A 23,014-nucleotide genomic window follows, 5' to 3' on the forward strand; every position below is an offset into this window, starting at 1 on the left:
ACAAAGGAATATCCAACCACTTGGCTTGTTTTATATCAGAGATAGGAACTAAAAACCTTTAATTTTCAAGCTTTTATGCTTGACATAATAGGGAGATTATTTGTTTAGAAAAGAGGCATATTTTGAGCGAATTATTTAAAGTAGAAGCAGTCGGAAGTGAAAAATACACACTCGGCGAGGGACCATGCTACGATCCAAGGTATAAAAGACTTTCCTGGGTGGATATCGTCGGCAGAAAGCTTTTGTTTTTAAAGGATGGTAAAAAAGAGTCTGTAGATCTGCCTCAGCAGGTAGGTGCAGCGATACCTCTTGCGGGCTCGGACGGTTTTGCGCTCGCTATGGAAGACGGTATTTACTTATATAAAGACGGAAAAATAGATCTTTTTTTGGACCTAAAGAACGTATTTAAGGATTACTGGCGCTCTAATGATGCCAAGGCAGACGCCAAGGGACGCCTTTGGTTTGGCGCATCGGTCGGCGATGATGATCATGAGGCGGAAGGAAATCTCTACCTATATAACAACGGAAAGCTTGATATCAAGGTTGCAGACACTAAGATTTCCAACGGAATGGCGTGGAGTGCCGATAAAAAGAAGTTTTTCTTTTCCGATTCTCTTAAATATGCTGTTTTTGTCTATGATTACGACGAAGAGAGCGGCAGTATAAGCGGCGGAAAGGTTCTTTTTATTGTTCAAGACGGTGTTCCGGACGGCCTTACGATCGATTCGGAGGACAATCTTTGGGTTGCCTTCTGGGGCGGCAGCAGGATAGAAAAAAGAAGCGGTGAGACCGGAGAGCTTCTTAAATCGATCCCGATACCTGCCAAACAGGTCACTTCTTGCTGTTTTGGCGACGATGACATGAAGACATTGTACATAACTACTGCAGCAACGGGGCTTGAAGGTGAATTTGACGGCTGTTTGTTTAAGATGAGGACGGACGTTGAGGGCGTAACACCTGATTATTGCTTGGTTTAAGCTCTTTTGCATAATAAAAATACATAATTCATCGACTTTTCAAGATTTACATCTCCTGAAACACGCATGTTCAGCGAGGTGTAAATTTTTTTACGTTTTGTGGTTAAGTTATTCGAAAATGTGCCCGATAAAAAAGTGTAATCGAGAAGAACATATAAACAAGCCAAAGAATGACTTGGAGGGTTAAGAATTGAAGAATAACACACTTTTGAAAGTAGTCACAATCGTACTTGCTGCAATGATCGCAGTAATCAGTGTACCTGCAAATGTTTGGGCCAGTGGTACAGACTTGGAAGCTCAAGAGAGATCGTTATTTATGAGAAGCCTTTAGAGGATATCACATCTTCAGATTATCAGAAAAAGCACTTCGGAAATCTTAGTGTAAACAATCAGTTCAAAGCTGACGTTAACTCCGGCAAATATGATGTATATTCTTTTGACTATGAGGACGGAACAAACGAGTATAAGTGCATAGATGAGATCAAAGCTGCAGTTGAAAGCGGTGATATGATCGAAGTAGACGGCGTTTACTATATGAACGGCGTAGCTGCTCGCAAGATCGTTCAGACAACAAGCGGAAACGCTAAGGGCATCAGAGTTTAAACAAAGGATGACGAAGGCTTAAAGGCATTTATCGCCGATGCAGCAAAGCTTGTTGAAAAGTATGAGAAGTACGGCGAGACAATCGCTGATACTCAGGATAAGATTGACGAGGCAGCTGACAAGGTTGAGGCTTTAGAGGATGCTATCGAAGCTATCGACGAGAACGAAGACAGAATCGCAAAGGTTGTTACAAAAGACCTTGTTGCAGGCCTTAGAACATATATTGGCGAGCAGGATATCGACAGAATCGTTAATGCAGAGTCAATCGAGGAAGCTATCAAGATCCTTGAAGATATCCTTGCAGGAGCAAAGGCTGATTTTGAAAACGCAACAGCAAAGCTCGATGAGCTTGTAGAAAAGCGCGATGAGATCGCAAGACAGCTTGAGGAGAAGACAGAAGTTGCAGCAAACAGACAGGCTACAGAAGGAAACAGACAGGCTACAGAAGGAAACAGACAGGCTGTTACAGCACCTCAGGGAGCTGTTCTCGGAGCAAGAGTTAACAAGACTACAGAAGCAGGAGCAAAAGAAATCCAGGCTATCACACCTGCTGAGTATGAAATGATCTTAAGCCAGATCCTCGGAGCAAAGAGAAATGCTATGACTGATCGCACAGAGAAGTTCGAAGCAAACAATGCATCTGTTGTTGACATCGAAGTTGAGGAAGACGCAGAGCCAGTTGCAAAGCTTCCTGTAATCAGCGGAATGGGTGACTGGATGTGGATTATCCTCGCATTCTTCGGAATGTTGGGAAAGATCAGCCCTTTATTCTTCTAATTCATATAATATAGTAATTATTGTAGGCGAGTCCTTCGGGGCTCGTCTTTTTTTGCTATATCCTGAGGCTTTTTTTGGATGATTACAGGCGTTATTTAGATAGCAAATAACAGGTGGCGGGTGTATCATTGTTTTATGGCAATTTAGCCGGAATACATGCATTTTAGGAGGACGACATGATGAAGATTGAACACATTGCAATGTATGTTAATGAACTTGAGAAGACACGCGACTTTTTCGTGAAATACCTGGGAGGAAAGTCCAATGACGGTTACCACAATCCTAATACAGACTTTCGCTCCTTCTTTATTTCTTTTGACGACGGAGCAAGGATCGAGCTTATGAATAAGCCCGGACTCGTAGATGCCGACAAACCGCTTACAAGAACCGGCTATATTCACATCGCTTTTTCTGTAGGGTCAAAAGAAAAGGTGGATGAGCTTACCGAAAGCCTCAAAAACGCAGGCTTTGAAGTTGTAAGCGGCCCCAGAACCACAGGCGATGGCTATTATGAGAGCTGCATTGTAGGGATCGAGGGCAACCAGATTGAGATAACGATCTGACTTTCGTATATTTGGAGAAAGGGTTATGATATTAGTTATATGAGCACTATAAACACAGTAATTTTCGATATGGACGGCACGGTTCTGAATACGCTGGACGACCTGACGACGTCCGTTAACTACGTAATGGACAAGTTTGGGTTTCCGAATCGCACGGTAGAAGAGTACAGACGTGCATTTGGAAACGGAATCAGGCGTGCGATTGAATTAAACGTTCCGGAAGGCACTTCCAAGGAAACGATTGATGAGATGCTCCCTGTTTTCAAGCAGCACTATGATAAGCACTGTCTCGACAAGACACGGCCCTACGACGGGATCCTTGAGCTTATGAAAGAGCTGAAAAAGCGCGGCTACAAGATGGCTATCGTTTCCAACAAGATAGATTCCGCGGTAAAAGAGCTTAATAAAAAGTTCTTTTCAGAGGCAATTGATGTAGCAATCGGAGAAAGACCCGGTATAAACAGAAAACCCGCACCCGACTCGGTTATCGAGGCGCTTAAGGAGCTTGGGAGCACCAAGGAAGAAGCAATTTACATCGGCGATTCCGAAGTCGATTTTCAAACAGCCGTAAACTCGGGACTTCCTTGCATCTCAGTACTTTGGGGCTTTAGAGATAAGGACTACCTTGAAGAGATCGGCGCGGACGTGTTCGCAACAACACCTGCGGACGTCCTGGAACTACTGTAGAAACGAAACGGCCCCGTGGGGACGGGGTAGCGACTTATTTGATATTAACAACAGGAGAATGGTATGCGACTAATATTTGTCAGACACGGGGAGCCGAACTATGAAAAGGATATCCTTACACAGACCGGCAGAGAGCAGGCGCAGAGCACTGCAAAAAGACTTCAAGGAGAGGATATAAAGGCAATATATGCTTCTCCGATGGGCCGAGCCAAAGAGACGGCTTCATACACAGCCAAGGCTCATGGCCTTGATGTTAAGACACTGGATTTCATGCACGAGATCAACTGGGGCGACAAAGACGGAAACAGCGATAAGCTTCCGTACGACGGTCATCCTTGGACGCTTGCTTACAGAGTGCTTACAGACAGCCCGGAATATGTGGGAAAAGACAATTGGACTGAGCACCACTTTTTCAAAGACAATATCTGCATGGAGTACTATGAAAAAGTTTCCGAGGCTTTTGATAAGTTCCTCGAAAGCTACGGCCTTTACAGAAAGGACGGACTCTACGAGTGCAGAAGTTACAACGATGATACGATAGCTCTTTTTGCTCACGGAGGCTCAGGTGCGGTTATGTTCTCGCATGTGCTGAATCTTCCGTTCCCGTTTGTGCTTACTTCGATTCCCTACGGAGTCTGTTCCGTATCGATCATTGACTTTGAAGAGCAGGAAGGCAGGATCGCGATTCCGAGGCTTGAATTGTTCAATGACATGGGACATATCGAGTCATTTAAACAAGAGAAACTTCACTTTGAGAAGTAAAAAGGAGAAAAAACATGGTAAAGCACGTAATTTTATGGTCACTTAAGGATGAATTTTCAGCTGAGGAAAAAGCTAAGATCAAGGCTGAGATCAAGGAAGGACTTGAATCGCTTAAGGGCAAGGTTCCGGGACTTCTTGAGATCAAGGTCAACATCAACGGACTCGCATCTTCAAATGTAGATCTAATGCTTGATTCCACGCTTGAGAGTGAGGAGGCACTTAAAGCCTACGCCGTTCATCCCGAGCATGTAAAGGTTGCCGACGAGAAGGTAAGACCATTTACAAAAGCAAGAAACTGCCTGGACTACGAGATTTGATCATGAAATACTCAGATACAATCATCGATAACCACATAAAAAATACGCACCCGCTGTTTCGCGTGGTGCGTTATCTTGTCTGGCTTTTTACGCCTAAATTCGAGGTGATCGGAAAAGAGAACCTGCCTGAGGGCGCGGCTGTCCTTGTCGGAAATCACTCGCAGATGTTCGGGCCCGTTGCGGCGGAGCTGTACTGTCCCGGCAAGCACTACACCTGGTGCATCTCCGAAATGATGGAAAAAGACAAGGTGGCCGAGTACGCTTACAAGGACTTTTGGTCAAAAAAGCCTGCGGCTGTGCGACCTTTTTATAAGCTGTTCGCACATCTTATTCCGGCGCTTGCTCAGCTTATTTTCACAAATGCCGACACCATTCCCGTTTACAGGGATAGGCGCGTTATGAAGACTTTTCAGCTTTCAAGCGAAAAACTCTCCGAGGGAGCCAAGGTTGTGATCTTCCCCGAGGAGTACGAAGAGTACAACAACATCGTTCATCACTTCCAAAGAGGCTTCATACACACGGCCAAGTATTACTACAGACAGAGCGGGGAGGCAATTCCGTTTGTTCCGGTATATATCTGCCCGGAGCTTAAGAAGTTTGTGATCGGTAAAGCAATCTCTTTTGACCCTGATAATAAAACTGACGAAGAGGCAGACAGAATCTGTAATTATCTGCAGGATGCCATCTCTGAGCTTGCATATGCGCTTCCGAGGCACCGTGTCACGCCATATCCCAATGTTTCGAAAAAAGATTATCCATTTAATGAAAAATTGTAGTAGTATATATACGCTTATAATTTTAAGTTATCCAAAAGAGTATCTCTAAAGAAGAATTCAAATTATTAAGAAAGATCTTTTTGAATTTTTGTCATGAGAAAACCCGTAGTTGATTACACCAAACTTAGACCAAACAATATAACAAGCCTTGAGTTTAAGCACCTTTTGCTGCTCCTTGGATGGGTCTTTTACCTTACGATGTACTTTATCACAGAGAATCTTATCCCTGAAGATAAGTGCCACGTGATCCACAGCGTAGTTGACGACATCATCCCTTTTAACGAGTACTTTGCAATATTTTACGTATCATGGTACCTGTTCCTTGCTGGCTCGCTGTTATATTTTCTTTTATATGATATAAAAAGCTTTGTCCACGCGCAGAAGCTGATCGTGGGGATGCAGATTGTTGCGATGGCGACATACGTGTTCTGGCCTTCGGTTCAGTATTTAAGACCGGATCACTTTGAACGCAGCAATGTATTTACCATTATCATGGGGATTATCTATAAGGCCGACACGCCTACGGGAGTGTGTCCGTCGCTCCATGTGGGATACACGCTCGCAGCGCTTTCTGCTTGGATCTGCCGCAAGGAGACAGCTCTTTTGAAAAAAGTTCTCATCGGGGTATGGTCCATTTTGATCTGTATTTCGGTATGCTTTGTTAAGCAGCATTCGTTCACGGATGTGTGGGCCGCTGTCGTGATGTATATCTTTTTGATGATTATTTTTTATGTGGAGGGAAAAAGACGTGGGAAAAAGAAGATGGGGTGACCGCAGAGACGGCACACTTATCAGGGATATCGACGCGATGCATTATGTAATGCCGCTGATGTATCCAAATAGATGCGACAACGAGGCATTTATGTCGATGACTGTCGATATAGCGGGGACCGAGGAGTATATCCGTAAGTTCAACGCTGAGCATCCCGAAGCAAGGATTTCTATCTTTGATCTTGTGATCGCCGCGATGCTTAAGACGATACGCTTAAGACCTCAGATGAACCGTTTTATCGCCAATAAGAACGTTTATCAGAGAAACAATATAACAGCTGCTTTTACGGTCAAAAAAGAGTTCCGTGACGACGGAGATGAGACTCTCGCAAGAGTTGTTGCGGAAGATGGCGATACACTCGCGGACATCAGTGCCAAGGTAAGATCGCAGATCTCTTTTTGCAAAAAAGAGGATGATGAATCTACAGATGCCATGAATGTGATAAAAAAGCTTCCGTTCAAGCACCTTATAGGACTTGTTGCAAGATTTCTTGACAGACACGGATGGATGCCGCAGTCCGTTATCGCGACGGATCCGTACCAGTGCTCGGTTGTACTTTCAAATCTTGGTTCCATCGGTATGAACATCGGTTATCATCATCTGATGAACTGGGGAACAACGTCTATTTTTGTTATAGTCGGAACCAAGAAGTTCAAACCAAACTACGACGCGCAGGGCAATGTCACGATGAAGAAAGTCATCGATCTTTCTTTTACCATCGATGAAAGAATCTCTGACGGTTTCTATTACGGAAAGTCGATGAAGCTTCTTAAAAAGCTTTTGGAGAATCCCGAACTGATGGAAGGAAAGCTTTCGGAAGAAGTTAGGTTATAAATTTTTAATAATACTATTGCAATATGCATAAGAGAATGGTAATATAAATATAGTCGTTTGGACAAATTGACCAATAATATCCTTGGAGAAAAGAGCAAGGGGACAGATGAGGGAGAACCTCATGTTTCTAATCATGCTCTTTTTTTGTTGGTAAAATATATGAAAAACCGTGAATTTATTAACAAAATTGAACTTAATCCAATAATAGCTGCCGTTAAAAACGACGAAGGTCTTAAAACGGCGCTTGGCGAAGATGTAGAGATCATCTTTGTGCTTTACGGCGATATTTGCAGCATAAGCCGCATCGTAAAAGAGATAAAGGCTGCGGGCAAGGTCGCAATGGTGCACGTTGATCTCATTACGGGGCTTAATAATTCAAAGGAAGTCTGCCTTGATTTCATAAAGAACAATACCGAAGCGGACGGCATTATAACGACTAAGAGCAATCTTATCTCGCACGCCAAAGAACTGGGACTTAGTACCGTGCTTAGGTACTTTATATTGGACAGCCTTGCGCTTCAGAATATAGAGAAGCAGGCAAGAGCGCAGGGAGTAAAGCCCGACGTCATAGAGTTTTTACCGGGCATCGTGCTTCAGAAGATGATAAGGAGGATAAACAAGGTCAGCAGAGTTCCCGTGATCGCGGGCGGTCTTATAGCTGACAAAGAAGATGTCATGAATGCCCTTGAAGGTGGGGCAATCGCTATTTCAACAACGAACGAAGCTGTATGGGGACTTTAACGTAAGATACTTGATACTTGGAAAATTAAGGCGAGGAGCGCTTTAATGGATACACTTCTTATTTCTTACTTAAAAAGGAGGGAAAAGTATGGCGAAATATGTAATGGCGTTGGATGCGGGTACAACCAGCAACAGATGTATCCTGTTTAACGAGAAGGGGGAAATGTGCAGCGTGGCACAGAAGGAGTTTACGCAGTACTTTCCGCAGCCCGGCTGGGTTGAGCATGATGCCAACGAGATCTGGCAGACACAGCTGTCTGTAGCACGTCAGGCAATGCAGAAGGTGGGAGCAACCTATGAAGACATTGCCGCGATCGGAATCACCAATCAGCGTGAGACCGTTATCGTATGGGACAGAAAGACGGGACAACCCGTGTTCCATGCTATCGTGTGGCAGTGCCGCAGAACCGCGGATTATGCACAGGGAAAGATGAAGGAAGATCCCGGCATAGTTAAGAAGTTCCAGGAAAAGACAGGACTTAAATTCGATCCTTATTTCTCCGGAACCAAGATCCGCTGGATCCTTGAAAACGTTGACGGTGTAAGAGAACGTGCGGAAAAAGGAGAGCTTTGCTTTGGAACCGTTGATTCATGGCTTATCTTCAAGCTCACAAAGGGCAAGGTACATGTGACGGATTATTCCAATGCATCGAGAACTCTTTTGTTCAACATAAATACACTTGAATGGGATGATGAGCTTTGCAATATCCTCGAAGTTCCGAAGTCCATGCTTCCCGAGGTTAAGCCCTCGAGCTGTGTATACGGTGAGACCGATCCCGAGTTCTTCGGCGGCCCCATCAAGATCGCAGGAGCAGCGGGCGACCAGCAGGCAGCTCTTTTCGGACAGACTTGCTTTACAGAAGGCGAAGCAAAGAATACATACGGAACAGGCTGCTTCATGCTTATGAATACAGGAGAAAAACCCATCTTTTCAAAGAACGATCTTCTTACCACTATAGCCTGGGGACTGGACGGTAAGGTCGAGTACGCTCTTGAAGGCTCTGTATTCGTTGCAGGCGCTGCAATTCAGTGGCTTAGAGATGAGCTTAAGATAGTTGATTCATCACCCGATTCCGAGTATTTTGCAACTCAGGTTAGCGATACCAACGGCTGCTACGTAGTTCCGGCATTTACCGGACTTGGCGCTCCGTATTGGGATCCTTACGCAAGAGGAGCAATTACGGGACTTACAAGAGGTGTAAACAAATACCATATCATAAGAGCAACACTTGAGTCGCTTGCTTTCCAGACCTATGATGTTCTTCACGCCATGGAGCTTGATACCGGCAAGAAGATCTCATCACTTAAGGTTGACGGAGGCGCTTCCAAGAACAACTTCCTTATGCAGTTCCAGTCGGATATCCTTGATACCAAGGTTCTTCGTCCGAGCTGCGTAGAGACAACAGCCATGGGCGCATCATATCTGGCAGGTCTCGCTGTCGGATACTGGAAGAGCAAAGAAGACGTTATCAGAAACTGGTCGATCGACAAAGAGTTTACCTCACAGATCGATTCGGCTAAGAGGGAAAGTGAACTTAAGGGATGGCATCAGGCAGTTAATTCGACCCTTGGATGGGCAAAGGAGGATTAGGTATGTTAGTTTACATTGCTGAGTTTATCGGAACTATGTTTTTGGTACTGTTGGGTGACGGTGTTTGTGCAACGGTTAGTCTTAATAAATCAGGTTTTAAGGGCGCAGGCTCTACACATATCCTCATGGGATGGGGCACAGCGGTTCTTCTTCCCGCTTATGCATTCGGCGCAACTTCGGGAGCACACTTTAATCCCGCCGTTACCATAGGCGCCGCTGTAAGAGGAGCCTTTGACTGGGCACTTGTTCCCGGATATATAATCGCGCAGATGCTTGGGGGCTTCTGCGGAGCGGTTCTTGTTTATATCCTTTATAAAGAACACTTTGACGCTACCGAAGATCTTGCAACCAAGAGAGGAGTTTTCTGTACATCGGCTTCTATCAAGAATCAGGTGCTCAATTTCCTTTCTGAGTTCGTTGCAACCTTCTGCCTGGTATTTTTCCTTGCGGCAATTCCCGGAAACGCAGCAGACAGCGCAGTTTCATGGGGACTTGTATATGCGGTTATCGTAGCCTGCGGCGCTTCCTTCGGAGGACTTACAGGATACGCTATGAACGCAGCAAGAGATACAGCTACACGTATTGCTTACATGGTACTTCCCATTAAGGGAGAAAAAGACGCTGATTGGAGCTATGGATGGATTCCTGCGGTAGCACCCATCTGCGGTGGTATCTGCGCATCCCTTCTTTACATGGCACTATTTGGCTGATAAAGGAGAAGCTTATGTACGATGTGATAGTGATAGGCGCCGGAGTTACCGGTTCCGCAGTTGCAAGGGAACTGTCGAGATATGACATAAGTACCTGCGTTTTGGAAAAATGTGAAGATGTATGCGAGGGAACATCCAAAGCCAATTCTGCGATCGTACATGCAGGCTTTGATGCTGCCGAAGGAACACTTATGGCAAAGCTCAACGTCCGCGGAAACGAGATGATGGATGAGCTTAGCCGCGACCTTGATATTCCGTTCAAAAGAAACGGTTCAATGGTCGTATGTATTCACAAAGAGGCGCTGGATGGCCTAAAGGAGCTGTATGACAGAGGAATAAAAAACGGCGTAAAAGGTCTTAAGATCTTAAGCCGCGAGGAAGCATTGGAGATGGAGCCCAATCTTTCCGAAAACGTGCAGGGTGCTCTTTATGCGCCGACCGGTGGAATCATCTGCCCGTTCGAGCTTAATATCGCCATGGCGGAGAACGCCTTTGAAAACGGTGTGGATTTTAAATTCAATACCGAGGTAAAAGATATTAAGAAGGGCGAAGATGATCTTTGGCACCTTCAGACAAACAGCGGCGAGTACACAGCAAGATATGTTGTAAACGCAGCGGGCGTCTACGCAGACATGATCCACAACATGGTAAGCGGTAATAAGATAAAGATCACGCCCAGAAGAGGTGATTATTGTCTCCTTGATAAGCAGGTCGGAGGGCATGTAAGTCACACTATTTTTCCACAGCCGACTAACCTTGGAAAAGGAGTACTTGTATCACCCACCGTGCACGGCAATCTGATCGTGGGTCCGACCGCGATCGATATTGATGACAAGGAAGGAACCAACACTACCGCAGATGGAATAGACGATCTTATTTCCAAGGCGGGAAATCATATTCGTAATCTTCCTATCAGAAATGTCATCACCTCTTTTGCAGGCCTTCGTGCGCATGAAGATCACCACGACTTTATCATCGGTGAAGTATCCGATGCGCCTTGCTTTATAGACTGCGCGGGAATCGAGTCCCCCGGACTTACCGCAAGTCCCGCTATCGGCGAGATGGTCGGAAACTTGTTAAAAGAGAAGATGGCTCTTAAGGAAAAAGAAAATTATAAAGCCACAAGAAAAGGCATTGTAAAAACGGAAGGTCTTTCAATACAAGAGCGCAACGAGCTTATCAAAAAGAATCCCGCATACGGCAATATTGTATGCAGATGTGAGATGATAACAGAGGGCGAGATAATAGAAGCTATTCACAGACCTCTTGGGGCAAAGAGCCTTGACGGTATAAAACGAAGAACCAGAGCCGGCATGGGCAGATGTCAGGGCGGCTTCTGTACTCCCAGAACAATGGAGATACTCAGTAGAGAACTTGGAATCCCTTATGAAGAGATAACAAAGTGCGGCGGAGAATCCGTGATTGTACCCACCAGGACCAAAGAAGGAAGCGGTAACGGTGCAGCTTCCTTAGAAGGTACAAGAGGGGAGGTGACCGGCGCATGAAAAATTACGATATTGTAATTGTAGGCGGAGGCCCCGCAGGTCTTGCGGCGGCCGTATCAGCCAAGAAAGCGGGATGTGATTCCATCCTTATTCTCGAAAGGGATACCGAGCTTGGAGGAATCCTCAATCAGTGCATACACAACGGTTTCGGACTTCACACCTTCAAGGAGGAGCTCACAGGCCCCGAGTATGCATACAGATTTATCAAGCAGGTTCTTGATCTCGGAATAGAGTATAAGCTTGGAACCATGGTAATGGACATCGCTCCCGATAAGACTGTGACAGCGATGAACAGGGAAGACGGAATGTTCACTATCCCTGCCAAGGCTGTTATCCTTGCGATGGGCTGCAGAGAAAGACCCAGAGGTGCGCTCAATATTCCGGGTTACAGACCTGCGGGAATATTCTCAGCAGGAACGGCTCAGAGACTTGTTAATACCGAAGGCTACATGCCGGGAAAAGAAGTTGTTATCTTAGGATCCGGTGATATCGGCCTTATCATGGCAAGACGTATGACGCTTGAAGGCGCCAAGGTTAAGTGCGTCGCAGAGCTCATGCCTTATTCCGGCGGACTTAAGCGTAACATCGTCCAGTGTCTTGATGACTATGGAATACCGCTTAAGCTCTCACATACGGTAGTTGATATCGAGGGAAAAGAGCATGTGACGGCGGTTACCATCGCGGAAGTAGGCCCTGACAGAAAGCCGATTCCGGGTACCGAAGAAAGATATATCTGTGATACACTTCTTCTTTCCTGCGGACTTATCCCCGAGAATGAGCTTTCACGCTCGGCAGGCGTGGAGATGAACCCGGTTACAAGCGGACCTATCGTAAACGAATCGCTTGAGACCAATATTCCCGGAGTGTTTGCCTGCGGAAATGTACTTCACGTTCATGACCTTGTTGACTACGTTTCCGAGGAAGCGGGAAGAGCAGGTGAAAACGCAGCCAAGTATGTGAAAGCTGCCGGTGATAGCAGCGAACAGGGCGCGGCGGAAGCCGGAGCCGCGCAAGGAGTAGATACTGCGAGTGCCGGCAAGCCCGGCGCGTCACAGGTTATTACGCTTGTAGCCACAGACGGCGCGCGCTATACCGTTCCGAGCACGATCAACGTAGATCGCATGAGCGACCTTCTTACGGTTAGATTCAGAGTCGGCGACGTATACAAGAATTCTTTTGTAAGTGTCTACTTTGACGATGAGAGAGTGATGCACAATCAAAAGAGGATCATGTCTCCCGGCGAGATGGAGCAGATCATTCTTCGTAAGAGCCAGCTTTCGGAGCGACCGCAGTTAAAGACTATAACCGTCAAGATAGAGAATGAGTAAAGGAGGTAAGCATATGGAAAAGAGAGAACTTACATGCATAGGTTGTCCCATGGGCTGCATGCTTACCGTAATCCTTGAAAACGGCGAGGTTACTGAGGTTACCGGAAACACCTGTCAAAAGGGCGATATCTACGCACGAAAAGAAGTGGTCAATCCGACAAGGATAGTCACAAGCACCGTAAAAGTAACGGGCGGCGAGAAAGAGCGTGTCTCCGTTAAGACCGCATCAGACATACCAAAGGATAAGATCTTCGAAGTTATGAAGGCTATCGACGCCGCAAGCATCAGTGCTCCCGTGAACATCGGCGATACGGTTATCAAAGACGTCGCCGGAACCGGAGTGGATGTCATAGCGACCAAGAATATTTCTTGACATTCTTATAAAGTAGTACAATACTTTGAATAATACTTATGACTACTTTATGAGGAGAGAATGATGAGAAAACTACTGGTTGTCGTTGATATGCAAAAAGACTTTGTTGACGGAGCGCTCGGAACCAAGGAAGCACAGGCTGTTGTTCCCGCCGTTGTTAAGAAGATCGGCGAGTACGCATCCGAAGACATCTTCGTTACAAGAGATACACATCAGTCTGATTATATGACTACTCAGGAGGGCAAGAACCTTCCCGTTGAGCACTGCATCGAGGGAAGTGCGGGCTGGCAGATAGATGCCGAAGTGCAGAAAGCCCTTGATTCCAAGAAGGACGCAGACAAGATCACATATGTAAATAAGCCTACATTCGGTTCTGTTGACCTTGCAGCCAAGATAAAAGAGATCGCGGCAAAAGAGGAGATCTCTGTAGAACTTATCGGTGTTTGCACCGACATCTGCGTTGTTTCGAATGCTCTTTTAATAAAGGCTAATCTTCCTGAGGCGAGAATCTGCGTTGATGCTTCCTGCTGCGCCGGAGTAACTCCCGACAAGCACAAGGCAGCGCTTGAGACCATGAGTTCATGCCAGATTGCGATCATAGAGTGAGAACCAAGCCACAGACTGTGGGGTTAAATCGCAAACAATTGTAGCAAAAATTAATGCAAATGTCCGTCATGTGCGGACATTTGTTTTTTTGCCCAAAACTTCTTTTGAAACCAAAAAAGATTTGTGTAATATTTTACATTGTCTTTGGAATTTATATATGTTAAGTTGTGATTATAATTTTTTATTACTTTACTATGAAAAAGCGGAGAATAATAAAATGGCGCAACTTTGGGGCGGTAGATTTACAGGAAGTATCAACGAACTGGCATGGAATTTTAACGCATCCATCACGTTCGATAAGAGATTTTTGGAAGTGGATGTACGAGGCAGCAAGGCTCATGCTACTATGCTTGCCAAGCAGGGCATCATAACAGAGGAAGAGAAAGACCTTATTGTAAAGGGACTTGATTCAATCCTTGAGGATGTTAAGGCCGGTAAGCTTGAGATCAGCACCAAGTACGAAGATATCCACAGTTTTCTTGAGGCTAACCTCATTGAGAGAGTGGGAGATGCCGGCAAGAAGGTTCACACAGGACGCAGCCGTAACGATCAGGTTGCACTTGATATGAGACTTTACGCAAGGGGCGAAGTCGAGCACATGGCAGAGCTTCTTAAGAATATGCTAAAGACTCTGGACAACATCATGAAGGACGGCATCGATACATACATGCCCGGTTTTACTCACCTTCAGAAGGCTCAGCCCGTTACACTTGCTCACCATGTGGGCGCGTACTTTGAAATGTTCAAAAGAGATCTCCTTAGGATGAAGGATATTTATAATAGGATGAACTATTGTCCTCTTGGAGCGGGAGCCCTTGCGGGAACGACATATCCTCTCGACAGAGAGTACACGGCGCAGCTCCTTGATTTCTACGGACCCACACTTAACAGCATGGATTCCGTATCCGACAGAGATTACCTTATAGAGTTCTTGTCAGCTCTTTCTACTATAATGATGCATCTTTCAAGATTCAGCGAAGAGATCATCATCTGGAACAGCAATGAGTACAGATTTGTGGACATCGATGATGCTTATTCAACCGGAAGCAGCATCATGCCTCAGAAAAAGAACCCTGACATCGCAGAGCTCGTAAGAGGTAAGACTGGACGCGTGTATGGCGACCTGATGTCTCTTTTGACAACAATGAAGGGCATACCGCTTGCATACAACAAGGACATGCAGGAGGACAAAGAGGCCGCATTCGATGCGATAGATACCGTATCAAACTGCCTGACACTCTTTGCGGATATGCTTAGAACCATCAAATTCAATAAGGAACCGATGGAAAAGAGCGCAATGATGGGCTTTACCAACGCTACAGATGCGGCAGATTACCTCGTAAACAAGGGAATGCCGTTTAGAGATGCGCATTCCGTTATCGGAAGACTTGTTCTTTATTGCATCGACAAGAAGTGTGCGATCGACGATCTTGAGATAAAAGAGCTTAAGCAGTTCTCAGAGCTTTTTGACGAAGACATCTTTGATGCGGTTAGTCTACAGACCTGCGTGAGCAAGAGACTTACAATAGGAGCACCCGGACAGGATGCCATGAAGAAGGTAATTGAGCTAAACGGCAAGTTCCTTAACGAGTTCAGCATTAAGTGATAGATATAAATACCGATAGGCAAATATATTTTTTCACATAAAGAATTATTTTTAATTTTAGGAGGAGTAACAGTATTATGAGTAACAAATTGCAGGTTGCCGTACTTGGCGGTACAGGAATGGTTGGACAGAGATTCATCTCTATCCTCAACAATCACCCTTGGTTTGAGGTTAAGACAATCGCAGCCAGCCCTCGTTCGGCAGGACAGACTTACGAAGAGGCAGTAGGAAACAGATGGAAGATGGATGGTCCTATTCCCGATTCTGTAAAGAACATCGTTATCAAGGACGTTACTGATGTTAAGGGCGTTTCTGAGGACGTTGATTTTGTTCTTTCAGCCGTAAACATGTCTAAGGATGAGATCAAGGCTATTGAGGAAGAGTACGCTAAGACTGAGACACCTGTTGTTTCCAATAACAGTGCACACAGATGGACACCCGATGTTCCCATGATCATCCCTGAGATCAACCCTGAGCATATGGATGTTATCGAGTTCCAGAAAAAGAGACTTGGCACAAACGCAGGTTTCATCGCTGTTAAGCCCAACTGCTCAATCCAGAGCTACACACCCGCTCTTACAGCATGGAAAGAGTTTGAGCCCTACGAGGTAGTAGCTACAACATACCAGGCTATCTCAGGTGCAGGTAAGAACTTCGAAGAGTGGCCCGAGATGGTTGGCAACGTTATTCCTTTCATTTCAGGTGAGGAAGAGAAGTCAGAAAAAGAGCCCCTCAGAATCTGGGGTAAGGTTGAGAACGGCGTGATCGTTCCCGCCGATGACGTTAAGATCACATGTCAGTGCATCAGAATCCCTGTTCTTTACGGACACACAGCTGCTGCATTCGTTAAGTTCAAGAAGAACCCTACAAAGGAGCAGCTCATCGAGAAACTTGAGCAGTTCTCAGGACTTCCTCAGAAACTCGAGCTTCCCAGCGCTCCCAAGCAGTTCATCCAGTACATGCAGGAGGACAACAGACCTCAGATCACACTTGATGTTAACTATGAGAACGGTATGGGCGTAAGCATCGGAAGAATCCGTGAGGACAGCGTTTACGATTGGAAGTTCGTTGGTCTTTCACACAACACACTTCGTGGTGCTGCAGGCGGAGCCGTAGAGTGCGCAGAGCTTCTTAAGGCAAGCGGATACATCAACAAAAAGTGATAAAAGTATAATGATGGAAGCGCAAAGATCAGAAGATTTACGTTTTTTAAACAGATACTATGAGAGCGGATTATCCAATATTCTTGTTGTCTACGGACACAGGAATATTGAGCATTCTGCTCTTTTGTCCAAATTTACGGAAAACAGAAAGAGCTTTTATTATTCTGCTCGCTCCGCATCTGAGAGGGAGCAGCTCTTTTTGTGGACCGGAGAACTAAAAAGTAACAGGATTGCCGTCAAAGACGATCCGACTTACTCAGATATCTTTACAGCCTGTGCGGAATCTGCAGGCAAGGCTCCGTTTATTTTTATTGTCAGGAATTTCGAGAATATCATTAAGACAAGCCCCGGTTTCATGGAGTCGCTTGTAAGCTTTGTAAAAGAGTATGGCAGATACAGGCAGATACTCGTTCTTCTTGTGAGCCATGATATCAACTGGGTCGAGAACAGCATGGTCGGACAGATGGGAAGCTTTGCTGCCGATGTCGTGGGATTTAGGAAGATCAAGCCTCTTCCGTTCTCGTCTATGAGAGCATTCTATCCCAAGATGAGCTACAAGGACGCGGTTCTTTCGTATTCTGTACTTGGCGGTCAGACGGCTTTATGGAGATACTTTGACGACTCTTTATCCTTTAAAGAAAACGTCTGCAAGAATATCCTTGATCCTTCGTCATATCTATACGGAGAGGCGCTTAGGCTTACATCCAAGGATTTAAGAGAGACGTCCGTTTATCACACGATCCTGTCCGTTATGGCAAGAGGAATCAACAAGCTCAACGATATATATCATGCGACGGGCTTTTCAAGAGCCAAGATATCGGTTTATCTTAAGACCTTGATTCATCATGATTTTGCCAGTAAGGTTTATTCATTCGGAAATGCGGGAAGAGAGAATGTTGTAAAGGGAGCCTATAAGATAGAGGACCCTTTGCTGGATTTCTATTTCAGATTTATCTTCCCAAATGAAAGTAGTCTTACGCAGATGCCTGCGGAGCAATTTTATGATATATTTATATCGGCAGGAATGCAAAGCTACGCATCGGAATATTTCAAGACGGTATGCCGCGAATACCTGTACAGGTGCATGGACAGAGGGAACTTTCCGTTCGATGTATCTGAAGAGGGTGAGTGGATAGGAAAATCCGGCAATCTGGATATCATCGTACAGAGTGATACCGGAGATACCGCCATTGGAATGTGTTTTTGGCAGAAACAGGCGACTCACGCCGACTTGGAAAGCCTTTGGTCCTGCGCAAAAAAAGCAAGACTTGAGGGAGATTATTTCTATCTGTTCTCAACGGTAGGGTTTGACGCTTGGCTGATTGATGCGTCGATGAAGCCCGATTCCAAGCTGAGACTCATAGGTATAGATGAATTAACGAATGGCTAAGAGCGTTTACATTGCTGAAAAACCTAGTGTTGCCCAGGCTTTTGCCTCGGCGATGAAGATAAATTTTTCCAGGAAAGACGGTTACCTGGAGTCTGATGATGCTATCGTAACGTGGTGCGTCGGACACCTGGTAACCATGAGCTATCCTGAAGTCTACGACGATAAGTACAAGAGGTGGTCGCTCGACACACTTCCTTTTATCCCACAGAATTTTAAATATGAAGTTATAGGGAATGTTTCCAAGCAGTTTAGGACCGTGAAAGGTCTTTTGACCAGAGACGACGTCGATACGATATATATATGCACCGACTCGGGACGCGAGGGTGAATACATATACCGTCTCGTTGACATGCAGGCGGGCGTTAAAGGTAAGACGCGTAAAAGAGTCTGGATCGATTCGCAGACCGAGGATGAGATCCTGCGCGGAATCCGTGAAGCCAAGGATGACTCCGAGTATGATAATCTCGGCGCTTCCGCTTTCCTTAGAGCAAAAGAGGATTACCTAATGGGTATCAATTTCTCCAGAGCTCTGACGCTGAAATATGCGTATTCCATCAAGAATTACCTTAATCTTGATAAATGCGTTATTTCGGTCGGACGAGTAATGACCTGCGTTCTGGGCATTGTAGTCGACAGGGAAAGAGAGATACGAGAGTTTGTAAAGACGCCTTTTTACCGTGTCCTTGCAGGTGTAAATATCGGCGGAAAAGAGTGTGATGCCGAGTGGAGAGTTACGCCCGAATCTTTCTACGACAATTCGCCCAAGCTCTACAGCGAGAAGGGCTTTAAGACCAAAGAGGATGCGCAGGAGCTGATAACGTCTCTCGGTGCTGTTCCTGTGGAAGCCACAGTAGTTAAGTGTGAGAAGAAAAAAGAAGTCAAGAACGCGCCGCTTCTGTATAACCTTGCGGAGCTTCAAAATGACTGCTCGAGATTTTTTAAGATAAATCCCGACGAGACGCTGGCTGTAGCTCAGGAATTATATGAAAAGAAACTGACGACTTATCCAAGAACCGATGCGCGTGTAATGTCTAGTGCCATCGCCAAGGTCATCAGTCAGAATATAAAGGGACTTACTTCGTATGAACCGTGCGCCGTGTTTGCCAAGGCAATCCTGCAGCATGAGTCCTATAAAGGTATTGAGAAGACAAGATATGTCAACGACAAAGCAATTACAGACCACTATGCAATTATTCCGACAGGTCAGGGATTATCGGCACTTGGAAGCTTGTCGCCGACATCGGCCAAGGTCTATGAGATAATAGTAAGGCGTTTTCTTGCCGTCTTTTACCCGTCAGCGACCTACAGTAAAGTGGCGCTTTCGCTTACCATGGACAGCAAGGAACACGAAGGCAAGATTGAGAGCTTTTTTGCCAACTTCAAGATATTGACCGCCAAGGGATATCTGCATGTTATGGACTATTCCTTCTTTAAGGACAAGGCCAAGAATAATGATGACAAGGACGACAATAAGGAGAGCGAAGAGGAGACCGTGACCGATGAGGAACTCTTCGAGCACCTTCAGAAATTAAAGAAGGGCGACAAGCTCCCCGCAGAGTCTTTTAACCTAAAAGAAGGCGAGACTTCGCCGCCCAAGAGATACAACTCCGGAACGATCATCCTTACGATGGAGAATGCCGGACAGTTTATCGAAGATGAGGAGCTACGCGCTCAGATCAAGGGCTCGGGAATCGGAACGAGTGCGACGAGAGCGGGTATACTTACTAAGCTCGTCAACATTAAGTATCTTAATCTTAATAAAAAGACCCAGATAATCACGCCCACACAGATGGGAGAGATGGTCTATGAGACCGTTGCGTGCTCGATGAAGCCCATGCTCAATCCCGCGCTTACGGCAAGCTGGGAGAAGGGACTTACCGGCGTTGCAAACGGCGAGATCTCGGAAAATGAGTATATGACTAAGCTCGATGATTTCGTTAGTAAGAGAACCAATCTTGTCAAAGACAATGATTATAGGAATTTGCTCAGATCAAGATTTGATTATGTTGCTTCAAATTACAAGAGCACAACTAAGAGCGGAGGCAAGAAGGCCGGAACAACCAAGAAAGCGGCCGGCAATAAGGCTTCCGATAAAGTAAAGGAGAACTGAAATGGAAGAATTTAAGATTAGCAATATGTACGACCTTAATGAGACTATCGCTGCGAATTATATGAAGACCAAGGAGTATCCTTGGGAGCTTCTTGCAGGAATCAAGGATTATATAATCGAGCTTGGAAACAAGCTTCCCGCAGACAAGTTCGAAAAGCGCGGTGAGAACGTTTGGATCGCAAAGAGCGCCAAGGTTTTTGACTCTGCTTATATAGGCGGTCCCTGCATCATTGATGAGGATGCGGAAGTAAGACAGTGTGCGTTTATCAGAGGAAGCGCTATCGTTGGAAAAGGCGCGGTTGTTGGTAATTCAACGGAGCTTAAGAACGTTATCCTCTTTAATAAGGTTCAGGTTCCTCATTACAACTATGTCGGAGATTCAATCCTTGGATTTAAGTCTCACATGGGCGCAGGCTCAATCACATCCAACGTTAAGAGCGACAAAAAGCTCGTTGTTGTTAAGAATGGAGAGAACGACAAGGTAGAGACGGGGCTCAAAAAAATGGGAGCTATGCTCGGGGACAACGTTGAGGTCGGATGCAACAGTGTTCTTAACCCCGGAACAGTGATCGGAAGATGGTCCAATGTATATCCTCTTTCCTCCGTTAGAGGCTGTATTCCCGCGCATCATATCTTTAAAGATAAGGATCACATTGTCGAAAAGAAAGAAGACTAAAAAATGTGTTAAAAATATAACATTACCATTGAAATATGCGCAGTTTTGTGTAAAAATAGGTTTTGGCGAATGTGTTTGGCAACTCTTTTTTGAGAAATATACGTTTGCCATCTATGACCGTGCTTGGCAGGCACATCTATGGTCAGTCTAAACAAATCAGGTAGTAAGTAATGAATAATTACTTTACAATATGAAAGGAGATTTTCACATGATTTACTCAACAGAGGTAAAGAATATGTGTCCCGTAACACAAGGGGTACATCATGGCGCTGCCCCTATTCCCGAAGAGGCTAAGTGGGTTCAGTCCAAAGAGGTTAAGGATATTTCCGGCTATACACACGGTATCGGCTGGTGTGCACCTCAGCAGGGTTGCTGCAAGCTTTCACTTAACGTTAAGGAAGGTATCATTCAGGAGGCACTTGTAGAGACAATCGGTTGCTCAGGAATGACACATTCAGCAGCTATGGCATCTGAGATTCTTCCCGGACTTACAGTTCTCGAGGCTCTCAACACAGACCTTGTTTGTGACGCTATCAACACAGCTATGAGAGAGCTCTTCCTTCAGATCGTATACGGAAGAACACAGTCTGCATTCTCAGAGGGCGGACTTGTTATCGGTGCAGGTCTTGAGGACCTTGGTAAGGGTGCTCGTTCAATGGTTGGTACAACTTACGGAACACTTGACAAGGGACCTCGTTATCTTGAGCTTACAGATGGTTACATCACAGAGGTTGCTCTTGATGAGAATGACGAGATCATCGGATACAAGTATGTTAACTTCGGCAAGATGATGGACTTCATCAAGGCCGGTGATGACGCTAACACAGCTATAGAGAAGGCTAAGGGTCAGTACGGACGTGTAGCTGACGCTGCCAGATTCATTGATCCCAGAAAAGAGTAATTTAAGGTAAGGAGGAATATAAAATGGCTTTATTTGAATCATATGAAAGAAGAGAGCCCCAGATCCTGGCTTGCCTTAAGGAGTATGGGATTTCTTCAGTAGAAGAGTGTAAAGATATTACAATGGCTGCAGGCATCGATGTTTACAAGCTCATCGAGGGTATTCAGCCTATCTGTTTCGAGAACGCTAAGTGGGCTTACACAGTAGGTGCCGCTATCGCTATCAAGAAGGGCTGCCGTAAGGCTTCTGAGGCTGCTGCTGCAATCGGTATCGGTCTTCAGGCTTTCTGCATTCCCGGATCTGTTGCAGACCGTCGTAAGGTTGGCCTTGGACACGGTAACCTTGGTAAGATGCTTCTTGAAGAGGATACAGAGTGCTTCGCATTCCTTGCAGGTCACGAGTCATTCGCTGCTGCTGAGGGTGCTATCGGTATCGCTGAGAAGGCTAACAAGGTTCGTCAGAAACCCCTCAGAGTTATTCTTAACGGTCTTGGAAAAGACGCAGCTCAGATCATTTCTCGTATCAACGGTTTCACATATGTTGAGACACAGTACGATTATTACACAGGCGAGGTAAAGGAAGTATTCAGAAAGTGCTACTCCAAGGATGCTAACTCACCTCGTGCTAAGGTTAACTGCTACGGCGCTAACGACGTACAGGAAGGTGTTGCTATCATGTGGAAGGAGAACGTTGACGTATCTATCACAGGTAACTCAACCAATCCTACAAGATTCCAGCATCCCGTTGCAGGAACATACAAGAAGGAGCGTACAGAGGCAGGCAAGAAGTACTTCTCAGTTGCTTCAGGCGGTGGTACAGGACGTACACTTCACCCCGATAACATGGCTGCAGGTCCCGCTTCTTACGGTATGACAGATACTATGGGTCGTATGCACTCAGATGCTCAGTTCGCAGGATCTTCATCAGTTCCCGCTCACGTTGAGATGATGGGTCTTATCGGCGCTGGTAACAACCCGATGGTTGGTATGACTGTTTCTACAGCCGTTTCTATCGAAGAAGCTGCTAAGGCTGGAAAGTTCTAAGATCCGAACTTCCATATTTATAAAAATTAACCCCGGAGGATTTCCTCAATGTCATTAAGTTAAGAGGGACTTTAAAAGATCTCTGCATCAAAAATGATGCAGGGGTCTTTTTTTGTAGTGCGCCTAGCGGCGCACGTTTCCAACGGGTTAAAGTCCCGAATTCGCCCGGTAGTGGGAAGGATATAGCCGAAGGCAAGGGTGTC

Annotated in this window: 24 protein-coding genes; all 24 read left to right on the forward strand. The window is 45.6% G+C overall.

Annotated elements, in window-relative coordinates:
• The first annotated feature begins 122 nt into the window (after positions 1–122).
• The 24 genes from BM377_RS14435 to BM377_RS14550 all read left to right on the forward strand — a co-directional run bounded on the left by BM377_RS14435 (position 123) and on the right by BM377_RS14550 (position 22,811).
• Complete coding sequence (locus tag BM377_RS14435; RefSeq protein WP_177223906.1) at positions 123–977, forward strand: SMP-30/gluconolactonase/LRE family protein; 855 nt, start codon at positions 123–125, stop codon at positions 975–977.
• A 270-nt stretch (positions 978–1,247) separates the two neighbouring features.
• Positions 1,248–1,580 carry a hypothetical protein gene (locus BM377_RS14440; protein ID WP_092250120.1) on the forward strand — a complete coding sequence of 111 codons (333 nt, stop codon included), beginning with the start codon at positions 1,248–1,250 and terminating at the stop codon, positions 1,578–1,580.
• 561 nt (positions 1,581–2,141) lie between these two features.
• On the forward strand, positions 2,142–2,357 hold the full coding sequence (locus tag BM377_RS14445) for a hypothetical protein (RefSeq protein WP_092250123.1): 216 nt from the start codon (positions 2,142–2,144) through the stop codon (positions 2,355–2,357).
• Between the two features lie 179 nt (positions 2,358–2,536).
• On the forward strand, positions 2,537–2,920 hold the full coding sequence (locus BM377_RS14450; RefSeq protein WP_092250126.1) for a VOC family protein: 384 nt from the start codon (positions 2,537–2,539) through the stop codon (positions 2,918–2,920).
• Between the two features lie 39 nt (positions 2,921–2,959).
• On the forward strand, positions 2,960–3,607 hold the full coding sequence (locus BM377_RS14455; protein WP_092250128.1) for an HAD family hydrolase: 648 nt from the start codon (positions 2,960–2,962) through the stop codon (positions 3,605–3,607).
• A gap of 63 nt (positions 3,608–3,670) precedes the next feature.
• The gene (locus BM377_RS14460) at positions 3,671–4,369 is read left to right on the forward strand and encodes a histidine phosphatase family protein (RefSeq protein ID WP_092250131.1); all 699 of its coding nucleotides are present in this window, start codon (positions 3,671–3,673) and stop codon (positions 4,367–4,369) included.
• A 14-nt stretch (positions 4,370–4,383) separates the two neighbouring features.
• On the forward strand, positions 4,384–4,686 hold the full coding sequence (locus BM377_RS14465; protein WP_092250134.1) for a Dabb family protein: 303 nt from the start codon (positions 4,384–4,386) through the stop codon (positions 4,684–4,686).
• A gap of 2 nt (positions 4,687–4,688) precedes the next feature.
• Entirely contained in the window at positions 4,689–5,462 is a 774-nt protein-coding gene (locus BM377_RS14470; protein WP_092250137.1) for a lysophospholipid acyltransferase family protein, read from the forward strand.
• 93 nt (positions 5,463–5,555) lie between these two features.
• Entirely contained in the window at positions 5,556–6,233 is a 678-nt protein-coding gene (locus tag BM377_RS14475) for a phosphatase PAP2 family protein (protein WP_092250140.1), read from the forward strand.
• Positions 6,211–7,068, forward strand: coding sequence for a 2-oxo acid dehydrogenase subunit E2 (locus BM377_RS14480; protein WP_177223907.1), 858 nt, complete (start codon positions 6,211–6,213; stop codon positions 7,066–7,068). Before BM377_RS14475 ends, BM377_RS14480 begins: the two co-directional genes overlap by 23 nt.
• Positions 7,069–7,227: 159 nt before the next feature.
• Entirely contained in the window at positions 7,228–7,809 is a 582-nt protein-coding gene (locus tag BM377_RS14485; protein ID WP_092250185.1) for a glycerol-3-phosphate responsive antiterminator, read from the forward strand.
• Between the two features lie 88 nt (positions 7,810–7,897).
• Complete coding sequence (glpK, locus tag BM377_RS14490) at positions 7,898–9,400, forward strand: glycerol kinase GlpK (RefSeq protein WP_092250146.1); 1,503 nt, start codon at positions 7,898–7,900, stop codon at positions 9,398–9,400.
• A 2-nt stretch (positions 9,401–9,402) separates the two neighbouring features.
• Positions 9,403–10,110 (forward strand): MIP/aquaporin family protein, encoded by a 708-nt coding sequence (locus BM377_RS14495; RefSeq protein WP_092250149.1) that lies wholly within the window; start codon positions 9,403–9,405, stop codon positions 10,108–10,110.
• Between the two features lie 14 nt (positions 10,111–10,124).
• Positions 10,125–11,615, forward strand: a complete 1,491-nt coding sequence (locus tag BM377_RS14500; RefSeq protein ID WP_092250152.1) for an NAD(P)/FAD-dependent oxidoreductase — start codon at positions 10,125–10,127, stop codon at positions 11,613–11,615.
• Positions 11,612–12,943, forward strand: a complete 1,332-nt coding sequence (locus BM377_RS14505; protein WP_092250155.1) for an NAD(P)/FAD-dependent oxidoreductase — start codon at positions 11,612–11,614, stop codon at positions 12,941–12,943. The genes BM377_RS14500 and BM377_RS14505 overlap by 4 nt, the downstream gene beginning before the upstream one ends.
• A gap of 13 nt (positions 12,944–12,956) precedes the next feature.
• Complete coding sequence (locus BM377_RS14510) at positions 12,957–13,316, forward strand: DUF1667 domain-containing protein (protein WP_092250158.1); 360 nt, start codon at positions 12,957–12,959, stop codon at positions 13,314–13,316.
• A gap of 63 nt (positions 13,317–13,379) precedes the next feature.
• Positions 13,380–13,922: a cysteine hydrolase family protein gene (locus tag BM377_RS14515; protein WP_092250161.1), complete on the forward strand. Its 543-nt coding sequence runs from the start codon at positions 13,380–13,382 to the stop codon at positions 13,920–13,922.
• 217 nt (positions 13,923–14,139) lie between these two features.
• Entirely contained in the window at positions 14,140–15,528 is a 1,389-nt protein-coding gene (argH, locus tag BM377_RS14520; RefSeq protein WP_092250164.1) for an argininosuccinate lyase, read from the forward strand.
• Between the two features lie 77 nt (positions 15,529–15,605).
• Positions 15,606–16,691, forward strand: coding sequence for an aspartate-semialdehyde dehydrogenase (gene asd / locus BM377_RS14525; protein WP_092250167.1), 1,086 nt, complete (start codon positions 15,606–15,608; stop codon positions 16,689–16,691).
• 10 nt (positions 16,692–16,701) lie between these two features.
• Complete coding sequence (locus BM377_RS14530) at positions 16,702–18,081, forward strand: ATP-binding protein (RefSeq protein ID WP_092250170.1); 1,380 nt, start codon at positions 16,702–16,704, stop codon at positions 18,079–18,081.
• Complete coding sequence (locus BM377_RS14535; RefSeq protein ID WP_092250173.1) at positions 18,074–20,191, forward strand: DNA topoisomerase; 2,118 nt, start codon at positions 18,074–18,076, stop codon at positions 20,189–20,191. The genes BM377_RS14530 and BM377_RS14535 overlap by 8 nt, the downstream gene beginning before the upstream one ends.
• Before the next feature lies 1 nt (position 20,192).
• The gene (locus tag BM377_RS14540; protein WP_092250176.1) at positions 20,193–20,867 is read left to right on the forward strand and encodes an LbetaH domain-containing protein; all 675 of its coding nucleotides are present in this window, start codon (positions 20,193–20,195) and stop codon (positions 20,865–20,867) included.
• 208 nt (positions 20,868–21,075) lie between these two features.
• Positions 21,076–21,768 carry an iron-sulfur cluster assembly scaffold protein gene (locus BM377_RS14545; protein WP_092250179.1) on the forward strand — a complete coding sequence of 231 codons (693 nt, stop codon included), beginning with the start codon at positions 21,076–21,078 and terminating at the stop codon, positions 21,766–21,768.
• Between the two features lie 23 nt (positions 21,769–21,791).
• On the forward strand, positions 21,792–22,811 hold the full coding sequence (locus BM377_RS14550) for a GGGtGRT protein (protein ID WP_092250182.1): 1,020 nt from the start codon (positions 21,792–21,794) through the stop codon (positions 22,809–22,811).
• The last annotated feature ends 203 nt before the right edge of the window (positions 22,812–23,014 follow it).

This window comes from Butyrivibrio sp. INlla21, assembly GCF_900116875.1.
GTDB lineage: Bacteria > Bacillota > Clostridia > Lachnospirales > Lachnospiraceae > Butyrivibrio.